The sequence below is a fragment of the Deltaproteobacteria bacterium HGW-Deltaproteobacteria-6 genome, assembly GCA_002840435.1.
Taxonomy (GTDB): Bacteria; Desulfobacterota; Syntrophia; order Syntrophales; family Smithellaceae; genus UBA8904.
The window spans coordinates 188,610-208,850 of sequence record PHAT01000003.1; the positions used below are offsets into that span (position 1 = coordinate 188,610).

The following is a 20,241-nucleotide window of genomic DNA, read 5'->3' on the forward strand; positions in this document are numbered from 1 at the left end:
CCCTCGCGTAAGGCAAGGAATATTAATCCCCTGCCTGATCGGATGCGTGGTTATAAAAAAAACAGGGAACAGTCAGCTTGCCTGACCGTTCCCTGTCATTATTTCTTTTTGGAAACTGTTTTACGAAGACCAGTCTGATTTTTCTTTTCCGGTTTTTTCGCCGGGTTGGAACCTTTGGCTCTGGAAATCACTTTTCGTTTTTTTCCTTTTGCCACGGGTTGCGGATTTTTCGCTTTCCCTTCAGCCTTTAACTTCGGAGGCGGCGCCGCAACCGTTTTTTTCTCCTTTTCCGGTTCCAGGGCCATCTTAACAACGTCCATCATATCGTTCATAAAATGAAATGAAATATTTTTGCGTACATTCGCCGGAATATCTTCGATATCCTTTTCGTTCCATGCGGGCAATAAAATGGTTTTGATGCCCGCCCGATAGGCCGCCAGCACTTTTTCTTTGATGCCGCCTACCGGCAGCACCGCACCGCGCAGGGTGATTTCACCGGTCATCGCCAGATGTTTTTTGACCTTGCGATTGGTGATCAGGGACATCAGCGCCGTCAGCATCGTAACACCGGCTGACGGTCCGTCCTTGGGCGTCGCGCCCGCCGGAACGTGGATGTGGATATCCACATTTTCAAAGAATTCCGGATCCACGCCCAGTTCCTTGGCATTGGTACGGATGAAGCTCAGGGCCGCTGAAACCGATTCCTTCATGACGTCCCCCAGCTGACCGGTCAGCGTCAAACCTTTTCTGCCTTTCATGGCTGTGGCTTCAATAAAGAGCATATCGCCGCCCACCGGCGTCCAGGCAAGCCCAATGGCAATACCGGGCCGGGTAATCCGCCAATCGAGATCCGTCGGAACACGCACCGGTCCCAGATATTTGTGGATGTCCTGATCGGTCACCGTCTTCGTCTTCAGGTGGCCTTCGGCAATCTGCGCCGCGACGCCCCGGCAGGCATTCGCGATTTCACGCTCCAGGTTGCGGACCCCCGCCTCCCGCGTGTATCCGGTGATAATCGTGGAAAGCGCCCTGGTCGTAAGCCTGAACTGCGAAGCGGTCAGTCCGTTCTCATTCAGTTGCCGCGGTATCAGATATTTCTCGGCAATCTTCGCTTTCTCTTCCTGTGTGTAGCCGGTGAGCTCAATGACTTCCAGCCGGTCGAGCAGAGGCGGCGGAATCGTATCGAGCATATTAGCCGTCGCGATGAACAAGACCTTGGACAAATCGAAAGGCACATCCAGGTAATGGTCGGTAAAGCTGTTGTTCTGCTGCGGGTCCAGAACCTCCAAGAGCGCGGAGGAAGGATCGCCGCGAAAATCGCTGCCGAGCTTATCGATTTCATCCAGCATGAACACGGGGTTATTGGATTCCGCGCGTCTCAGCGCCTGAATAATGCGGCCCGGCAGAGCGCCGATATAGGTGCGCCGATGCCCGCGGATTTCCGCCTCGTCGCGCACGCCGCCCAGCGCAATGCGCACAAACTTGCGCCCGAGTGACCGCGCGATGGAATGACCGAGCGATGTTTTGCCCGTGCCGGGAGGCCCGACAAAACAAAGGATCGGCCCCTTGGAATCCGGTTTCAGTTTGCGCACGGCCAGATATTCAATGATGCGCTTCTTCGGTTTATTAAGCCCGTAATGGTCTTCATCCAGAATCTGACGCGCCTTGGTGATATCCAGATTGTCCGTGGTGGCCACATGCCAGGGCAGCGCCGTCACCCAGTCCAGATAGGTCGACGAAACCGTGTATTCCGCCGAGGACGGGTGCATGCGCGATAATCGTTCCAGCTCCCGCGTGGCCTCTTTCTGAGCTTCCTCAGGCAGATGGGCGTCCTCGATTTTCTTGCGATACTCATCCGTCTCGACGGCATTTTCATCCGTTTCGCCCAGCTCCTGTTTGATGGCCTTCATCTGCTGCCGCAGATAATATTCCCGCTGGTTTTTATCGATGTCATCCTTGACTTTGGTCTGGATCTTATTGCCCAGCTCGAGAACTTCCATCTGGTGATTAACCAGGCGGGTCAGCTCTTTGAGGCGCTCTTTCACATCGGCCGTATCCAGCACTTTCTGTTTTTCCTCCACCGGCGCATTAACGATCGACGCGATCAGATCCGCGAGCGTCCCGGCGTCGGTAATGGATTTGGCCATGGGCCCGAACTCCGGCGGCAGAAACGGTGACAGCTTCAGAATACGGTCGAACAATGACAGCAGATTGGCCATCAAGGCTTCTGTTTCTATGTCTTTGACGTCGTTTTCCTCCAGCAGGTTGATGCGCGCCTGTTGATACGGCTTGCCCTCCACAAGTTCCGCAATCGAAAAACGGCTGACACCCTGTAAAAGCAACTGCGTGCGATTTTCCGAGGTCTTGGCCATCTTGATAATCACCGCGCACGTGCCCACCGCATGCAGATCTTCTTTCGCATACTGGTTAAGGGCGTCCGGCTCTTTTTTCAACATGATGAGCCCCACCAGCCGGTCTTTGGTCATGGCTTCATCCACCAGCACTGACGCAGTGCCCGTCACTTCCAGCGGAATCATGGTTTTGGGAAACACCAGCACATTATGCAACGGAAGAATCGGAATCACTTCCGGAATATTGTAATTATTTTTATTTTCAGACCCGTTTTGTTGAGTCATAGTAACCTCCAAATGTTGTTGTCGAGAAAGAGATCCGCTACTTCGTCAGAATGACCGACACGCGATGCGCTTTGTGGACCGGCAGTTTGCGAATTCTTACCATCAGGATGCCGTCAGCATAAGTTGCCACGGAGGATTGCGCATCCACAGGCGCCGGCAGGGCAACGTTTCGTTCAAAATAGCCGTGCGGAATTTCCGCCTGGCAGTAACGCACATTTTGCAAAAGCTGAATCGCCTTGCGAATTCCGGCGATTTTAATTTTATGTCGGTTAACCTCGATGTGGAGTTCATCCTTATTCAGTCCCGCCATGTCCGCAAGCACAATGACCTCTTCCGCCGATTCATACACATCAATGTTGGGACGCCAGATGCACTGGTAATTCTTAAAGGCCGGACGCACCAGATGAAAGACCTCATCCACTGCTTTTTGAAATTCATCTTCAAAATTACTGCCGAAATTAATTTTTACGTAAGTCATTTCCGCCGCCTCTTGGATTAGTTTTTTATACTGGCAAAATTATAACGATTCGATGACGATTTGTAAAGGCTGCCTTCAACATCAGGACATCATGAAGAAATCGCCTCATTTACCCGAAAAGAACACAGTGACGCAATTATTCAAAAAAAATAGCTGGTTAAATGAATAATATTTTGGTATGGAGAGCCCGCTTTATGAAATAAATTTACGCAATGGACATCCCTTCAGTAAAGAATAGTTTTGTTCTATCCGATACTACTTCATCCCGATGACCCATAAGAAAGAGAAAAATGAAAAAAGATCATTTGAGAAATGTTGCTATTATTGCCCATGTTGACCATGGGAAAACCACCCTGCTCAACGCCATGCTCAAGCAGACCGGCATCTTCCGCGCCAACCAGGCGGTGGAAGACCGCGTGATGGATTCGATGGCCCTGGAAAAAGAGCGCGGCATAACGATTGCGGCCAAGAACACGGCAGTGGACTACAACGGTGTAAAAATCAACATTGTCGACACACCCGGCCATGCCGATTTCGGCGGTGAAGTCGAACGCAGCCTCAACATGGTAGACGGCGCGATGCTGCTGGTCGATGCCAGCGAAGGCCCGCTGCCGCAAACCCGCTTTGTATTGAAAAAAGCATTGGCGTTGCATCTGCCGATCATTCTGGTCATCAATAAAATTGACCGCCCGGACGCCCGCATTGAGGAAGTGATCAACGAGACGTATGATCTCTTTATTGATCTGGGCGCCGAAGAACATCAGATCGAATTTCCGATTTTATACACCAATTCCAAGATCGGCGTCAGCCACAAGAAACTGGGCGACGACAGCACCGACCTTCAGCCGCTGATGCACGCTATTATTGATGCCATCCCTGCCCCTGTGGGCGATGATGAGGCCAATACGCAATTCCTGGTCACCAACCTGGATTATGATGCTTATGTCGGCCAGATTGCCGTCGGCCGTCTGCAGGCCGGAAAGCTGGAAATGAACAAGCTCTACAGCCTTTGCGCGAAGGAAAAAATTGTGGGCGGCGTGAAGCTGTCCGCCCTTTATGAATTTCATGGACTGGCTAAGAGACCGGTCACCGTTGCGGAGTCGGGAGATATTCTGTCGCTCGCCGGCGTGGAAAATGTCACCATCGGCGATACGATTTCCTCGCTGGAGAACCCACAGCCCCTGCCGCGTCTGATCGTGGATGAACCGACCGTATCCATGGTGTTTTATGTCAATAACGGTCCCTTTGCCGGCACGGAAGGCAAATATCTGACATCGCGTCATTTACTGGAACGGCTGGAAAAAGAATCGCTGCGTAATGTGGCAGTCAAGATCAAAAAGCTGGATAGGACCGATGCCTTTGAAGTCTGCGGACGGGGCGAATTGCAGATGGCGGTGCTGATTGAAACCATGCGCCGTGAAGGCTACGAGCTGATGGTCTCCAAGCCCCAGGTCATTACCAAAAAGCAGGATGGTGTAACCGTCGAGCCGGTGGAAAGATTGTTTTTAGACATCCCCGAAGAATATGTGGGAAAAATCACGGAAAAGCTTTCCATTCGCAAAGGCCGGCTGGAAAGTCTGGTGAATAAAGGCAGCGGCCGGGTCAGCATGGAGTTTCTGATTCCCTCACGCGGCCTGATCGGCTTCCGCAGCCAGTTCTTAACCGACACCAAAGGCGGCGGTGTCATGAATTCACTCCTGGAAGATTATGCGCCGTGGTTTGGTTCGATTCCCCAGCGCAACTCAGGCGTGCTGGTGGCCGACCGCTCCGGACGCGTGACCTCTTACGCCAGCTTCGCGATGGATGATCGCGGGGAAATGATCGTGGAAGTCGGCACGAATGTTTACGAAGGCATGATCGTGGGCGAACGCAACCGTACGCAGGACATCAACGTCAACATCGTCAAGGAAAAGAAACTGACCAACATGCGGGCGTCCACGTCCGATGCCACCATTATCTTGCGGCCGCCGCGTCTGTTTTCGCTGGATCAGGCCATCGAGTTTATCGCCGAAGATGAACTGGTGGAAGTCACGCCGCAAAGCGTGCGTCTGCGCAAAATGGAACTCTCCGCCACCCGCCGCCAGATGAAAGCCCACAAGGATGAATAACTGAATCCTTATAGGAAATTAAAAAAACGCCCCCGCAGAAATATTATTCTGCGGGGGCGTTTTTTATACCACCATTCTTACTTACCGAGAGACTCTTCCTGCGCTTCGCGTTCAAAGTCTCCGGCCTGTATCGTCTGATACAACTGATTCTTTGCCATGTCTCCGTAGCAGGTAAGGAATGTATTTATAATAGCGTCATAAGGCAGATCGGCAAATGAGCCGTGATCGGTGATATACTCCATATGCCGCCGGCCTTCGAGATCGAAGGGATGAAAGACGGCGTCGGACACGCCGTCCCAGTCCAGAGGCTTGACTTTGAATTTTTCACACAGCGACAAATTAAATGTCGGCGTTACTTTAATCCAGGCGCCATCAAGAAAAACATCATTATAGCCGTGGTAGAAAAAAGTATCGGTCTGCATCAATGCTTTAAGCCGTTTGGTGGTCAGGTGATTGCGGACATCGGCAAAATGCAGTTTGCAGGGTATCACCTGCGCCCGCAAAACGGCGGCCAGCACAACGGCTTTAGCCACGCAATAGCCATAGCCCTGGCGAAGAATCGTGCTGGCTTTAAAAGCGCTGCGCGAGGGTTCAATCCGGTAGGGATCGTAATAGATACCGTCCCGGACGGCATAATAAAGTTTGACGGCTTTTTCCCGCGGCGTGGCCGCGCCTTCGACTGCTTGTTGCGCGAAAGCCTGAATCTCCGGCGAATCGCTGTCCATAAACTCTGTTGGTTTTAAATAGTCTTCGTGCATGGCTGCCCTTTAAGGTTTAATCATTACCTTGATGGCAGCCGGGTCTTGAAGCTGCGCGCGGAAAGCGTCGGCTGCCTGATCCAGCGAAAACCGGTGCGAAATCATGTCTTTTGTTTTGACCTTGCCGCTTTTGAGTAATTCAATGGCGGCGGGGAAATTACCGCCCAGACAGCCGACCAGTGTGAGGTTTTTACTGATGGCGGGCAGGGGCTGCCAGGAAATTGCTTCTTCGTAAATACCGACCAGCAGAATCTTGCCTCCGCCGCGCGCCATGGCGATGGATTGATCAAATGTTGTCTGCGTGCCTGCGCATTCGACAACGGTATTGACGCCCAGCTCTCCCGTTGCTTCCATAACAGCCTGCAATGTATCTTCTTTGGCCGCGTCAATCACCTGTTGTGCGCCGCAAAGCTTTGCCGCGGCCAGACGTGCCGGCCTCCGGCCCGCGGCCAGAATTTTTCCCGCGCCCATCGCCTTGAGCACCTGGATTGCATAAAGACCAATCACGCCCAGGCCGATGACGGCAATAATTTCACCTTCTTTGGGCTGCCCCCGGTTGACGGAAAAATAGGAAATGGAGAGCGGTTCCACCGACGCCGCATCTTCATAGGTCAGCTCCTCCGGCAGCGGAAAGATACTGCGGCCGGGCGCCGCGAAGGGAACATGAACATACTCGGCCATTGCGCCGGGGAACTGATAACCCAGAAGCGCCATAGCCTGGCAGCGGTGCGTCTTGCCCTGTTTGCACCAGAAACACTTGCCGCAGGGAGAAAAACCAACAGCCGTGCAGCGCGTGCCCTTCTCGATACCCTTCACATCGGAACCCACTTCCACAATGTCACCGCTGAATTCGTGCCCGAAAATGGTTCCTTCATGGCCGTCCTCTTTATACCAGTGCAGATCGGAACCGCATACACCGCAGGCTTTAACTTTAATGATGACCCCGTGCGGTTCGCAAACGGGATCGGGGACGGTTTCGGTTCGAATATCTTTTGCGCCATGCAATACGGCAGCTTTCATGGTTTTCCTCCTTGATAAAAAGTTATAAAATGTATTTCAAAGATTGCGCCGACTGTCAAGACAGGATCATTTTAAATCGCAACGCAGCGGAATCCCAGAATATTGGATGATACGTTCCTCTCGATGTAGTGCCGGTCGGTCAGGCTGATCTCTCCGTGCGAAATCCAGCTGGCGCCTTTGACAATATATGTGTCCGCTGCTTCCCGGTCACCGATAACGTCGCTGGTCCATTCCAGAACGTTGCCCAGCGTATCGGCTACTTCGGCGGAATTGGCAAATTTTACATATTTGTCCACCGGCGCCGTATCCCCGTGCAGACTCTTTTCAATATTGCAGGCATCATCCTGCCACTGGCTGCCCCAGGGATAAATCAAACCTTTCGCCGTCCGTGCGGCCGCCTCCCATTCGATTTCCGTCGGAAGTCTCTTGCCGGTCCAGGCGGCAAAGGCACGGGCATCATCCACACTGACCTGCACAACGGGATGCGTTCTTTTAAGATGCAAAGAACTGCCCGGCCCGAACGGCTGGTGCCAGCAGGCGCCCGGCACTTTTTTACTATAGGCCTGATTGTGCAGGGAGAATCTTTCCACACCGGTAACCGGATCACGGCTGCGCTGCATACGCGGAAAATAAACCAGGCTGAAGCCATATTTCTCCGCGGTTGTGATATAGCCTGTCTGTTCCACAAATATTTCAAAAAGCGAGTTGGTGACGGGGAACTTGCTGATATAGAAATCCGGTAAGGTGACGATTTGTTCGGCAAGTTCGCTTTTGGCCAGATGCGCGCCGCCCACCAGATAGTCGCCGCCTTTAATTAAGATGTGCGCGTTGTAAAATCTGTTGCGGATGCTCAGGTAGCGGTCGAATTCTTCGGACAGAAATTTGGCTTTCTCCCGGATTTCCTCTTCCGTGTAGATATTGCCGCTTAAATCAGGCCCCATGGCCGTAAGCGCCCCTGCAGCTTGGGCCAGACGCGTTAATAACTCCGTTTTCTCCCGAAGGTCGTCATCAACTTTTTTGCCGTCAGTAATAACCTGAATGTCCGATGCGTCGTTGTCTGTTTCTTCGACCACCACTTCGGATGACAGGCTAATTTCTTCGACCACCTCGTCAGGTGGCAAGTCTGCCACGTCGAGTGACAAGGGAACTTCTTCGACAAAATCCTGACTTGCAGATTGCTCGATCGCTCCGAGATCCGCGGCATCCGCCGCCACGGATTCCCCGGCTGCGGCTTCATCCACTATTTCTTCAACGACTTCCACCGTGGTGTCGTCAATTCCGGCATCGACAAATTCAACCCCTTCATCTCCTGCTGCCGCCTCCGTCTCTTCGATCACGACATCTGAAGCGATGGCGGCTTCATCGACGACTTCAATCACCTCGTCAGGTGACAAGGCAGCCTCAACGGGAGCAGCAAGAGATTCCAGGTCAGCCATTTCTTCGGGTGACAGGCCGACGTCTCTCGCGCCTATCGTTTCTTCCGTGCCTGTTTTCAGGTCCTCCTCCGTCACCTCATCGGGTGACACGGCAACATCTTCAACGATTTCGACCACCTCGTCAGGTGGCACGGCAATCTCTTCCGCCGATTCTCCGTCTCCGATTTTTTCTGAAGGCCCCTTATCCGTCTCAACGATTTCTTCCAGCTCTCCGACAAATTCATCAAGACCCGCCTCAGTAATTTCTTCAAGGAGTTCGGCACTGGCCGCGGCGGCCAGTTCCAGTTCTTCTGCAAATTCTTCCGTCCCATCGGCGGATTCAAAACCTTCATCGACCACCTCTGCGGGTGGCACGGTAATTTCTTCGACCACCACTTCGGGCGGCAAGTCCCCCTCGTCAGGCAGCACAGCGATTTCCACTGCTTCATCTGTTGGCGGGACGCCCGCGTCTTCCGTTACGACAGCCTCGTCAACGATTTCTTCGACGATTTCAACGGCCTCCTCCCCGCCCGCTTCAATTTCTTCTTCAACAACCTCGAATCCGGCGAGAGCCTCCTGCCCCAATGTATCAAGGTTGCCGGTGATGTTCGCCATCATCTCCCGGATATGCGTTTTGTCTTCGTCGCTTAATCCCGTGCTCTCCCCGGTCAGCGTCTCACCGATCAGTTCATTCACGGCAGACATGATTTTGCTGATCTTGTCGCCTGCGCTCAATCCACCTTCCCCGAGGATGGAAGAAACCGTTGCCAGCAGCTCTCCTCCCGCGATCTGGGCGGACGTTGCTTCAGCGGGCGGCGTTTCACCGGCACCCTGTGCCATCTGATGGAAAATTTCCTTAAGCCGGCCGGCCTGATCATCAGGCAACTCCCTGCCTGAATCGGCAATGGCGCCGGTCAGAATTTCTTCAACATCGGCCATAATCTTTTTAGCTTTGCCTGCCGCGTCTGCTTCAGTGTCTTTCAGAATCTGAACAATATCGTCAAGAGCCGCATGGATGGATTTTTTAACAGGGGCCAGTATTTTGTCGCCGACTGCCGCCATTCCGTCAAGTGTCTCCCGGCCCAACGCATCAAGATTGCCGGTAATATTGCCCATCATCTCCCGGATACGCGCTTTATCTTCATCGCCCAGTCCGGAGCCTGCTGAAGCCAATGCCTCACCGATCATTTCATTCACGGCGGACATGATTTTGCTGATCTTGTCGCTTGCGCTCATTTCCGCGTCGGCCAGAATGGCATTAACATCGGATAACAACTGCGTGTGGACCCGCGCCGCGGACGTTTCCGCCTTATCCGCTGCCGGGACCGCTTCTTCCCTGCCTTCGATAATGTCATGGAAGATCTCTTTGATTTTACCCGCCTGATCGCCGGACAATTCCTCGCCCGAAGCATCAATCGCCTCAGAAAGCATGCCTTCAACGGCGGCCATAATCTTTTTAGCTTTGCCCGCCGCGTCCGTTTTCGCATCCTTGAGCACTTGAACAATATTGCTGAAAGCCTCGCTCACGGATTCTTTTACGCGGGCGCTCTGAATCCCTGCTGCGGCATTGGCCGCTTCCAGAGCCAGCCCCTGCAAACCCTTGTCGATTATGGAAAGTTCGCCGCTGTCTGCCGCCGCCGTGCGGCGGATGATATCCTGCAAAGAAAGTCCCAATTTGCCGGATATGTCGCCCAGAATGTTTTTCAGACGGTCGATTTCCTCTTTGGTGTTTTCCGCGTCAGGGCCGGGTGCGGTGGTGGACAAAATGTCGCTCAGAGCAGACAGGATTTCGCTGACTTTGCTCTGGGTGTCGATGCCCTTTTCCTTAAAGACATCCATAATGCCGGCAAGCGCTTTGTCTTTGGCCTCATTGGAAATGGCAAAGATATTTTCGGGGCCGATCACGATGCCCTGCGGATTCTTTCCATCAACGTAAAGTTTTTTCAAATCGCTGTTGACACTGGATTTAAGGCTGCTGAAATTTTTGCGTTTGGTTTTGAGAAGGTCGCGGTCGTCACCGGTTTCCCAGACGGTCTTCACCAGCTCTTCCGCGTCAATCGTCTGAAGGGATTCGGCGGAGTCGTCATCTGAATAATACTGCCGCACCGCCCGCAAAAGTCTGGATTTGAGGGTTGTCTCGTTTTTGTAGCGAAGGTTTTCTATGGCTTCGTCAATATCCTGAAGCTTGATTACAATGGGCACAGCGCAGTCTCCGGACACCAAAAATGTTATACAATTTCGATTTGAAGCTGCCGCCGACACGGCGTCACTTCCCGATAGGGTGATAAGCTATTCTCTTTGCGCTCCCTTCTCTGGGTTGCGCCCCCGGTCAAAGGATAACGAGGCGGCAAGGAGGAGGCGCCGCAGGCATATTGGTAATATGTTGAGGACGCCGACGACGAAGCCAACAAAGTTAGCCGAAGAAAGCGAATTGGTATTAATAATATATCGAGAATATCTACCAACCGCAAACACCCTTGCAGAATAATCAAAAATAGATTAAAAAAACAGTGATTTTTTCGGCAGAGATGCCTATACGGAAGTTGAACATTAAAGTACGCCAATTATCAAACACAAAAAGATTCGGGGAAAATGATGGAAGAAGCCTTAAAGCTCCGGTTTGAGCAGGTATTTGTGAAGCATTATGAACGTTTAACCACTTCTAAACAGTCTGTCGGCGGTTTAACCTTCACGCTGGACAATATTGTTTGTTTTATTCTCTTAGGCGGCAGGGAACTGGCCATTGAGGATATTTATGGCGATGTCAGCGAACGCTACTCCATGGAAACATTCATAGCGGACACCAGAGAAGCCGGCCTGGAGATGGACGAGCATCTGCAGAAAACCGTTTCCGAAATGGTTGTAAAGAAATTTCTCCATCTTCAGGCGGACGGCCATTTTTACTCCTATCAGGCCACCCGTGATACCGCGCGGATGTTCAACCGGATTTATCCCAAAATGCAGGGAATGAGCATGCTGGCTTATATCGGCCAGACGATTCAGGAAGTGGAAAGCGGACGTGTTGATCTGGAAACCGCGCTGTCGCGCTTTGAGCAGACCCTGCAAAAACAGGGCGTTCCACTGCCCAAGGCAAAAATACCCGTCATTACACCGCCGCCCAAACCCGCCGTCGCGCCCCAGAAGGTCGAAGAACTCAAGCACAGCAGTTCAAAAATTTTCCGGGACTACGTTGTGACCAGCACGACCATCAAGGCAAAGGTGGAAAAGCCGCCGATGCCGGACGACTTGTTGTTTGAACCGCCCGTTGAGGTTTCGTCTGAATCCCGGGCGCCGGAACCGGAAACCCGGGAACCGGAAGTGAACATGGAAGCCGGCGCGATTGCGACCGATCGCGAAGCGGAAGTTGAAAAAGCTCCGATTGCAGCGCCAACCGCCGCACCCGCAGAGGAACAAGCGCCGGAGCAGGAAACCCAGGAACCGGAAGTGGTGGATGATGACGCGATTGCCGCAAAAATCGCCGCTTTTGAAAAGGAACTGGCGCTGACGTGCCCGATCTGCAAGACCAATGCGCTGAAAGAAGAAAAAACCGCCGGCGGGAAACTTTTTTATTCCTGCACGTCGGATAAATGCAACTTCATCAGCTGGGGCAGGCCGCATCAGATCCCCTGTCCGCGCTGCAAGAATCCGTTTATGGTGGAAGTTGCGGACAGTGAAGGAAACATGATCCTGAAATGCCCGCGGGCCACCTGTCAACATCGTCAGGCATTGACCGCCTCCGCAGCGCCTGCGGCAGGCGGTGTTAAAAAAGTTGTGCGCAAAAGGCTGGTCCGCCGCAAGGTCTAATGCCTGTCTGCCATAAAAGATATCATTGGAACGACATTGGTGTTTTTGTCACGTAAACCACAGGGAGAAGTCTTGCCTATCCCTTACTGCTTTCGGGACAAGGATATCTCCCGCTTGAGCGACATGACAAGATTGGAATGAGACACTACGCTGCTATCTGTTATCACGCGCTGCAAATCCGGTTTCGTCCAGTCTGTTTGGCCTGATACATGGCCTGATCGGCCCGAAAGATAAACTGTTCCGGGCTTTCGTCGCGAAGCCACTGGGCCACACCGATGCTCACCGTCAGGTGGATTGTTTTTCCCGCACCGGGAGTAAAAGCCATTTGTTCAAAGCGGGACCGGATGCGTTCGGCCGCTTCCAGCGCGGCGTTTTTATCCGCATTATGGAGAATCGTCACAAATTCTTCGCCGCCGTAACGGCAGGCGATATCCTCTTCCCGCAACGTTTGAGTGAGCATCTTGCCCAGAAACACCAGCACCTGATCCCCTTCCAAATGGCCATAGGTGTCGTTAAAATTTTTGAAATAGTCCACGTCTACCATCAGCAGGGACAGCGTTGTGTTGCTGCGACGCACCTCGGCCATTTTTTTGGCGAGCGACCTGTTAAGAAACCGCCGGTTGAAAAGTCCTGTCAGTTCATCCGTGACGCTGATCGCCTGCAGGCTCTTTTCCCGTTCCCGCATGATGCGGATGCGGTAGCCCAGAGCGAAGGAAAGAAGGATAGACTCAACCGCGCTGCCAAAAAAAACAATATGCATGGTCACTTTATTGTTGGAGATCAAACCATAAAACTTGAGAAGAAAAATAATGGCGGCACAGAGAAGAACGCTGACGGCGATAAGGTAGTACTTGGCCGGTCTGAATCCGGACCGCAGCGATGAAATGGCCGCCGTGAAAACCGCCACCGTGATCAGTTGTCCCATCAGATAGGCCAGCGGGGTAATGATCCAGAGATGCGTAAGAAAGCACATCAGGATAAGGATGACCATGCAGACGGCCAGGCCTTTCAACAGGGCATCGTGACGAGGGGCCGTTTGGACCGTGTCCAGGAACATAATAGCGAAGATGGTGGCAAAAAGCATCATGCATAAGGCGAACACATTGATATAGGTGATCATAAATGTGCCAACGACAGGATGGACATATTGGAAAAGCCCGGAGAGCGTACACTGCCAGAGCAGTAAGAAAAAGATATAGAGGATATAGTAGATGTAGTGTTTGTCGCGAGTGAACAGATAGAGGCCAAAATTATACAGCAGCATGGCAATCAAAATACCCGCGCAGACTCCGACGATCAGAAAGAGGATGAAGCTGTTTGCCTGGAATGCTTCGATGGTATAAAGAGTCGCGCGAAACTGAAGCAGGAAGGGGGTGGCGACGCGGACAATGACCGGACGGGAATCGTCAATATTGTCGGGTAATACGAACGTCAGATTGAGAAAGGGGAACTCCTGTCTCTGATTGTTTTGCTGCCATCCTCCCCTGAGCTCAATGACATCGGGTCTGCCGTTTTTGGCAACCGGCACCCAAAGCGTTACCGATCCCAGAGCTGCGTTGTCGAAAGCCAGCAGAGAATGTCGGTGGTTCATGACGGCAATGTTTTCGTCAGCAACGGCGGCAACGCGGCATTTGATCCAGAGCGTGGCATTTTTGAAACTGAACTGAAAGGAATTCTTCGTGTGACGTTGGAACGGCAGTTGTCCCCGGACAATATCTTCATAACGGAGCGTACCCGAGTCATCCAGCAGGTATTCGGCATGAGCGGCTATCTCAACGGCGGAATTGGCACGGCTTACCGCCACGGCAGTTGCACCCGCTGCCACCCGGGTCGATGCCGATCCCAGGAAGATGAGACAAATGATGATCAGCCACATCCATCTGCCGGCCTTCGAACGCGTCGTCATAGGCGCTCCTCTCCGGTCCCGGCAATGTCCTGCTTCCCCTCTTCCAGAAAACATTTTTTCAGCGTGCCGGAATCAAGCATGGACCACATTTTATCACGGGAGACTTCCAGACTCAGATTATCTTTAATGATCAGGATTCCCTGATCGGAAAGCTCTTCAATTAATTTGCTGATTTCAGCCGGTTGCTTTCGGGTCAGCTGAGAAAGCCCGGGAATATGCTCCTCCAGAGACGCCCGGGGCTGATCCAGAAAATGCATGATGATCACCAGGCGCGTCCAGAAATTGGTAAACTCTTCCAGCGCGGCATTGGAATTTTTCAGACGCGTGGAAAATTCCCGCAGCATGGAAAGCGCCACTTCGCGGCTTTCGCGCATCAGATTCTGGAACGTCGCGGCATCAATCACCGCCAGATGGCTGTCTTCCAGAGCACGGGCCGTCGCCGTGCGCCGGACGTCAATGAGCGCCGCCATTTCACCGAAATATTGCCCCGGCCCCATTTCCGCAAGCGTCTTTTTGACCTGACAATCGACGCGTTCCAGACAGACGCGGCCGGAAAGAATATAAAACATCTCGAATCCCTGATCACCCTCGTTGAAAATAATGCTGTCCCGGGTGTAGGTCTGACCGAATTTTTTAAAGAGGCGTTCATCCACTTTCAATCTGGAATGATGAGGCTTGAGCAGAGCCCTCTCCAGAAGCAGGACGTCACGCCGCTCATAAGAGGACATCATTTCGGCGCAGAACAAAAATATCAGAGCCACGTAGAAAACCCAGAGGACCAGAATCACAATCGTTTCCAGCGATCCGAAAATAACATTGTAGCGGGTGTAGTTGGTCATGTACCAGGTGAAAAACTGTTTGGCGATTTCGAGAAGAACGGCAAAAATCATGCTGCCGGCCAGAGCAACGGAAAAACGGATTTTCAGCGTGGGAATGATCCGGTAAATGGCGGTAACCAGAATCACCACCATCAAATACGGAACAATGTAACGCAGAACAATTTGCACCGGAGCAGTCAACAAATTCCCCCCGTTTCCGGGCAGGAGCAGAACACCTTTTGCCAGCAGCATCGCCGCATAGCCGATCAAAATACTTAACCCGCCGATAATCCAGGCTGCCGGTATCATGCAGACGGCCATCAGCTTGGAAACGAAATAATTGCGTTTCCGCCGGGACCGGAAGATAATGTTGAGCGCCGATTCAACGACATTAAAAATCGCAGCCGACAGCCAGACAAGGCCCAGCACTCCAATCCAGCCCAGGACTTCACTCTTGCCTTCGATCTGCCCCAGCTGGTTAAAAATTTTCTCGGAGAAATAGGGATGGATACTTTGAACGGCGCCCATGATGTCCGCCTGAATATTCGGATTGGAAGTAAAGAAAGATCCGGCGGCGATGATGGTTAAAATCAAAAGCGGAATAGCGGACAAAATGGCATAGAGGGCGATGGCCGCCGCCTGATTGGCGTCACTGTTATGGCTGAAGTTTTTTATGGCGTCGGACAGCACATCCCAGAAGCCCGCGGCCTTCATCCGCAAAGTTTCTTCGCGCATCTTGCGCCGAGCCGTTCTGGTTGTTTTCTCTTCAGCCATGAGGGTAGTTTACCCGATGCAATTATTTTAAAAGTGCGGCATCTTACATCGTAATTTTGTTCAGGTCAAAATGATTATTAAAGAAAGAATTCTTACCCCGCAGGACAAACATATCCTTGCAGGTTATGAAGACGATCAGATTAAATTATTCTTTTTTGCCAAAAACCCGTAAAAAAAACGTGCCACGCATTTTCTGTAAGAGGAATCTTTTGCACGGCAGAAATGAATAATAAATTGATTTTCAATGAGTTTTTATGTAGGAAGGAATCATCCTCAAAACAGATTTCGCACAAAAAGCCAGATTTTACATGTGACGTAGATTAAGTGTTAAACAAAGAATTAGAGAGAAATGAAATACAATTTCGATATATCAAAACCTTTCTATCCCTTGGTCATGTCGTACTTAGCCCAATTGCATGGGATAAAGGAGATTTGCGCAATAGGAGTGATTGCTGCGGCCAATGGTAAGCGAAACTTTACTGTTCCTCCACAGTGTAGTGATACCGGAAATGATATAGAAACAGGTATTAGAAGTTTGCTATCTCCATTGAGTCTCTCTGTTACCGGAGACACAGAAACGTTGGATGTGAGCATTGAATATGTAGCTCAAAAAATAACTCTTAATCATGGTTATCTTTTGCCCTTCCAAGTCCGTGCAGCATCTGCATGCCTTGCGATGGCTCATGAAATAACAAAACATAATATTTGTCGAAGCAACGAAAAGAAATGGGAATTTCTTCGGCATTGTCGCAATGCAATATTCCACAATACAAAATGGCATTTTAACAAAAATGAACCTAAAACTGAAGCTGAGTGGCGAGGCATAAAACTGACTGCTTTAATGCACGGAGAACCATTGTTTGTCCAAGCTGATGGGACCGGATATTTAAAGTTAGGGGACCCTATTGCTCTCCTTTGGGATATTGAAAGTGAATATCCGAATATGACCGTTTAACAAGCAAACACACCGTCATTGCGCTCCAACTGAGCTTTTTAGCGGTGTATAAAACAAAGCTACCCACTCAAATCATCACCTGTCAGCCCCTTCACCAAATTACGGAAAGAAAAGGAGGAATAAGTTATGACACCTAAGGCGGACTTACAAACCAGCGGCAGCTACACCTCCCGCTTCAATCCCAACTTCGGCGCATTAGGCGCGGATGTCGGCGCGCTTTGGCCGGAGAGCCGGACCTTAACCCGCAACAAGAAGTCCAAAGACACGCTGGGCCTTGCCCTCTCCGGCGGCGGCTACCGGTCGGCTATCTTCTGCTACGGCATCCTTCGCGGCCTTTATGAACTGGGCTTGCTTACCAAGGTGGATTACATTTCCGCCGTATCCGGCGGTTCCTGGATCGCCACCCCGTTTGCCATGGCGGAAAATCTTGACTACTTTTTCAATATCCCGGAAGACCGCGCAAACTTCATTGAGGAAGGCTTTGAGTCACTGCTCGTCAATCCCCAGCGGCTGATAGAAGAAGCGGCGCTGACCCGCCCGGACAATAATTATGTAAGCGATCTCTACGGCAGGCTTCTGGCGCGGACTTTTCTTCGCGAACACGGAGACTACGGACGTTACAATCCGCTGAACGATCCAAAGCTGATTCGCGATAACGACCGCCCTTTCCTGATCGTCAACGGCACCCTGAATTTCCGCAGGCCCGATACCTTCGACATTACCCAGGAATGCTTCGAGATGACAAGGCTGTACTGCGGTTCCCGCTCCCTCGGTTATCTGGACACTAAAGAGATGCTCGCGGACGATCAGACCATTCGCATCCGGGATGCCATCGCCATCTCCGGCGCCGCCGTCGCCTTTCACGTTCCCGGCCTGGGCGATGAAGTTTCCGGGCATGGATTGAGCCGCGAGATCATCAACTTTGCCGACGGACGGCCGACACCGATGCCCAATCCGCCGCAGGCGCATCGCCTGGATGTCGCCGACGGCGGCCACTATAACAACCTCGGCATCGAATCGCTGGTGAATCGCGGTTGCGGCTACATCATCGCCGTTGATGCCGAACACGACCCGGAACACGGCGGCACAAAAGGCGCGCGTCAGAAATTTGAAGGCCTGCGCACGCTCATGCAGCGCAATCACATCCCGCAACCCGATTTTGTCGTTGAACAACTCGACCGGGTAAATGAACCGGTGCATCTTGTTTCGGGCAACAATAAAGTGCCGGACATCCTGTATGTAAAACTCAAGTCGGTCGCGGCGTTCGATAAAGCTGCCGCCAAAGCGCGCTATAATCAGCCCGGATTTTTACGAAACATGTTTGGACGCGGCGAGTTCGCTTTCGATCCGCAGTTCAGCACAGCCAAACTGGACTATGGTTTTGCCGAACACCGGAACCTGACGGAACTGGGTACATTCATCGTAAAAGAAAACGCAAAGCTGTTCACGACCTTCGCGGCTAAGTCAAAGTGAGGCGCCCGAAACAGGGGAACCGTTTTGACGACAAGTGATGGCGTGAAAGGCTGTAAGCATCAAGCGATGGACGCCGATTAAAAAAGCGCGCATGGCTTTCCCAAACGAGGGCCAGGGCAAGACGCACTATTAATTTTCCAGAATCAAAAACATCCTGCACTGCCGGCAGTCAAATTCAAGACGATAGGTATGATGGGCATCCCTGATCCTGAGCGGTTCTTGGACGGGGCAGCAAGGACTCTGCTCCCGGGGGCACATGTCCAATTGATACCGGATGCAGTGGCGGGTGGTCATGACCGTTTTTCCGTTTGTGTCGGAAAGATTCTCAAAGGCAGGCTCCGTAACGACCGCACCGTGGCGTTCATAGAAACGCCGGGCAAGAGCGTTTGCCACATTGGCGCGGAAGTCGAGCATCTTTTCCGGGTATGGAACGGCATTGGGTGTAAGCGGAATGTCGGGACGCGGGAATGTTTCACATCTGACTTTTGTGAGCGCATCCAATACATCGCGCCGGATGCCGTTCAGCAGGCTTGCCGGAAGAAAGCTAGGCTCTCGCGGCTGAATCGTCAACCCTGCCAGCCGATAGGGTGTATTGCCTGTGCTGCAAAGGTGTGTCTCAATCTGCTTTAAGGCGCGATCCGGATCACGGGGAGGCTCAAATATAACCTCCTTTACTGTCTCGGCTTCATTACCATCTTCATCTCTCACCGCAAGATGAATCAACTGATCCTCCTGCCGGAAATCCATGTCCACGGCTATGCGGCGAACGCCCGAGGATTTCTGAAGGATTCTGGTAAAGGCCATATCATGGTTGCGATAGAGGATGGTTCCGATCGAAAGCCCCTTCATGTTGCTGGGATAAATTTTTTCTTTTTCCACGCGGTCGACGCGAAATCCCGCCAGATCGCCCTTCCTGGTGAAAAAGCAAAGCCCGTCTCCGTTTTGAAGATCATGGCGGTCCAGTCGAAAAAAATCTTTCCCCAACGCAGTAACTTTCCCCAGATGCTGTCCGATGGCTTTCTGCGTGTCCAGGGAGGCGACCTTTTCTCTCCCGCCGACAATAAAGTATCGGGTATAGCCGCGGTTGAAGGTCCTGTCCGGGTCCGGCGAAAAGGTGAACGTGCTTACGCCGGAACTGCTCTTCCGGTAACCGGGATTGCCGCTGATGAACCGATCGATAGCCTGCCGGTAGGCGGCCGTGACATTCTTTACATACTCGATTCCCTTGTATCTTCCTTCGATTTTAAAGGAGGTAACCCCGGCTGCAATCAGATCCGGTATGGCATTCATCCGGTTCATATCTTTGAGGGACAGAAGAAATTTGTTTTGCAGGATCATGTTGCCGGCGCCGTCCGTCAACGTGTAGTGGGACCGGCAGGGCTGGGCGCAGACGCCGCGATTACCGCTCCGGCCCGCGACGGCCTGACTCATGTAACATTGCCCGCTGTAGGATACGCACAAGGCCCCGTGCACAAAGACTTCCAATTCTATTTTTGTTTTTCGATGAATGCCGGCAATTTCGTCACAGGAGAGCTCCCTGGCCAGGATCACCCGCTGGAACCCCACGTCCTCCAAAAACCGCACCTTCTCAACCGTGCTGTTGTGCATCTGGGTACTGGCAATAAGCGGAATCGGAGGCAGATCCAGTTCCAGTAAGCCCACATCCTGAATAATCAGGCCGTCAGCGCCCAACTGATAGACCTCCCGGATGATATCAAGCGACTCGGCGATTTCCTCATCCGTGAGAATCGTATTAAGCGCCACATAGACCCTGGCATGATAGAGGTGCGCATGCCGGATCAGCCGGGCGATATCGGCGACGCCCACCCCCGCTTCGGCCCTGGCGGAAAATTTAGGAGCGCCGATGTACACGGCATCCGCGCCGTGATCGATGGCGGCAATCCCGATATCGGCGTTGCCTGCCGGTGACAGCAGTTCCAGTGGTATGGGCATTTACCTGCTCCTGAGAAACTTCACTGAGTGATCTCTTCTATCCCAAAGAGGGGCCAGGGGAGATTCTTGCTTCAGCGAGACACTCCCTCCTTTCAGAAAGGAGGGTTGGGGTGGATTGTACAAATAAAGCAAAAATCCCCCTA

At 52.2% G+C, this 20,241-nt stretch carries 12 protein-coding genes; 4 read left to right on the forward strand and 8 right to left on the reverse strand.

The features are described from left to right. Positions 1 to 98 precede the first annotated feature (98 nt). Together lon and CVU71_07665 are read right to left on the reverse strand one after the other, a co-directional pair. Positions 99 to 2,636, reverse strand: coding sequence for an endopeptidase La (gene lon / locus CVU71_07660; GenBank protein ID PKN19375.1), 2,538 nt, complete (start codon positions 2,634 to 2,636; stop codon positions 99 to 101). Positions 2,637 to 2,673: 37 nt separating this feature from the next. Continuing rightward, positions 2,674 to 3,114, reverse strand: coding sequence for a hypothetical protein (locus tag CVU71_07665; protein ID PKN19376.1), 441 nt, complete (start codon positions 3,112 to 3,114; stop codon positions 2,674 to 2,676). A gap of 290 nt (positions 3,115 to 3,404) precedes the next feature. Here CVU71_07665 and typA point away from each other — a divergent pair, with 290 nt between their 5' ends. Then, positions 3,405 to 5,222 carry a translational GTPase TypA gene (typA, locus tag CVU71_07670; GenBank protein PKN19377.1) on the forward strand — a complete coding sequence of 606 codons (1,818 nt, stop codon included), beginning with the start codon at positions 3,405 to 3,407 and terminating at the stop codon, positions 5,220 to 5,222. Positions 5,223 to 5,299: 77 nt separating this feature from the next. Here typA and CVU71_07675 read toward each other — a convergent pair whose 3' ends face one another. The 3 genes from CVU71_07675 to CVU71_07685 all read right to left on the reverse strand — a co-directional run bounded on the left by CVU71_07675 (position 5,300) and on the right by CVU71_07685 (position 10,617). Beyond that, the gene (locus tag CVU71_07675; GenBank protein ID PKN19378.1) at positions 5,300 to 5,980 is read right to left on the reverse strand and encodes a transglutaminase; all 681 of its coding nucleotides are present in this window, start codon (positions 5,978 to 5,980) and stop codon (positions 5,300 to 5,302) included. Between the two features lie 9 nt (positions 5,981 to 5,989). Beyond that, positions 5,990 to 7,000, reverse strand: coding sequence for an alcohol dehydrogenase (locus CVU71_07680; protein ID PKN19379.1), 1,011 nt, complete (start codon positions 6,998 to 7,000; stop codon positions 5,990 to 5,992). Positions 7,001 to 7,071: 71 nt separating this feature from the next. Beyond that, complete coding sequence (locus CVU71_07685; GenBank protein ID PKN19380.1) at positions 7,072 to 10,617, reverse strand: hypothetical protein; 3,546 nt, start codon at positions 10,615 to 10,617, stop codon at positions 7,072 to 7,074. A gap of 390 nt (positions 10,618 to 11,007) precedes the next feature. Here CVU71_07685 and CVU71_07690 point away from each other — a divergent pair, with 390 nt between their 5' ends. Continuing rightward, the gene (locus CVU71_07690; GenBank protein PKN19381.1) at positions 11,008 to 12,219 is read left to right on the forward strand and encodes a hypothetical protein; all 1,212 of its coding nucleotides are present in this window, start codon (positions 11,008 to 11,010) and stop codon (positions 12,217 to 12,219) included. Between the two features lie 163 nt (positions 12,220 to 12,382). On the opposite strand, the gene CVU71_07695 is transcribed toward CVU71_07690, so the two are convergent. Further along, positions 12,383 to 14,179: a hypothetical protein gene (locus CVU71_07695; protein ID PKN19382.1), complete on the reverse strand. Its 1,797-nt coding sequence runs from the start codon at positions 14,177 to 14,179 to the stop codon at positions 12,383 to 12,385. After that, entirely contained in the window at positions 14,122 to 15,717 is a 1,596-nt protein-coding gene (locus CVU71_07700; protein ID PKN19383.1) for a hypothetical protein, read from the reverse strand. Before CVU71_07700 ends, CVU71_07695 begins: the two co-directional genes overlap by 58 nt. 349 nt (positions 15,718 to 16,066) lie before the next feature. Here CVU71_07700 and CVU71_07705 point away from each other — a divergent pair, with 349 nt between their 5' ends. Both CVU71_07705 and CVU71_07710 read left to right on the forward strand, forming a co-directional pair. Further along, positions 16,067 to 16,672: a hypothetical protein gene (locus tag CVU71_07705; GenBank protein ID PKN19384.1), complete on the forward strand. Its 606-nt coding sequence runs from the start codon at positions 16,067 to 16,069 to the stop codon at positions 16,670 to 16,672. 126 nt (positions 16,673 to 16,798) lie between these two features. Further along, positions 16,799 to 18,145 carry a hypothetical protein gene (locus tag CVU71_07710; GenBank protein PKN19385.1) on the forward strand — a complete coding sequence of 449 codons (1,347 nt, stop codon included), beginning with the start codon at positions 16,799 to 16,801 and terminating at the stop codon, positions 18,143 to 18,145. Positions 18,146 to 18,274: 129 nt separating this feature from the next. Here CVU71_07710 and CVU71_07715 read toward each other — a convergent pair whose 3' ends face one another. Beyond that, entirely contained in the window at positions 18,275 to 20,098 is a 1,824-nt protein-coding gene (locus CVU71_07715; GenBank protein PKN19386.1) for a collagenase-like protease, read from the reverse strand. Positions 20,099 to 20,241: the final 143 nt, after the last annotated feature.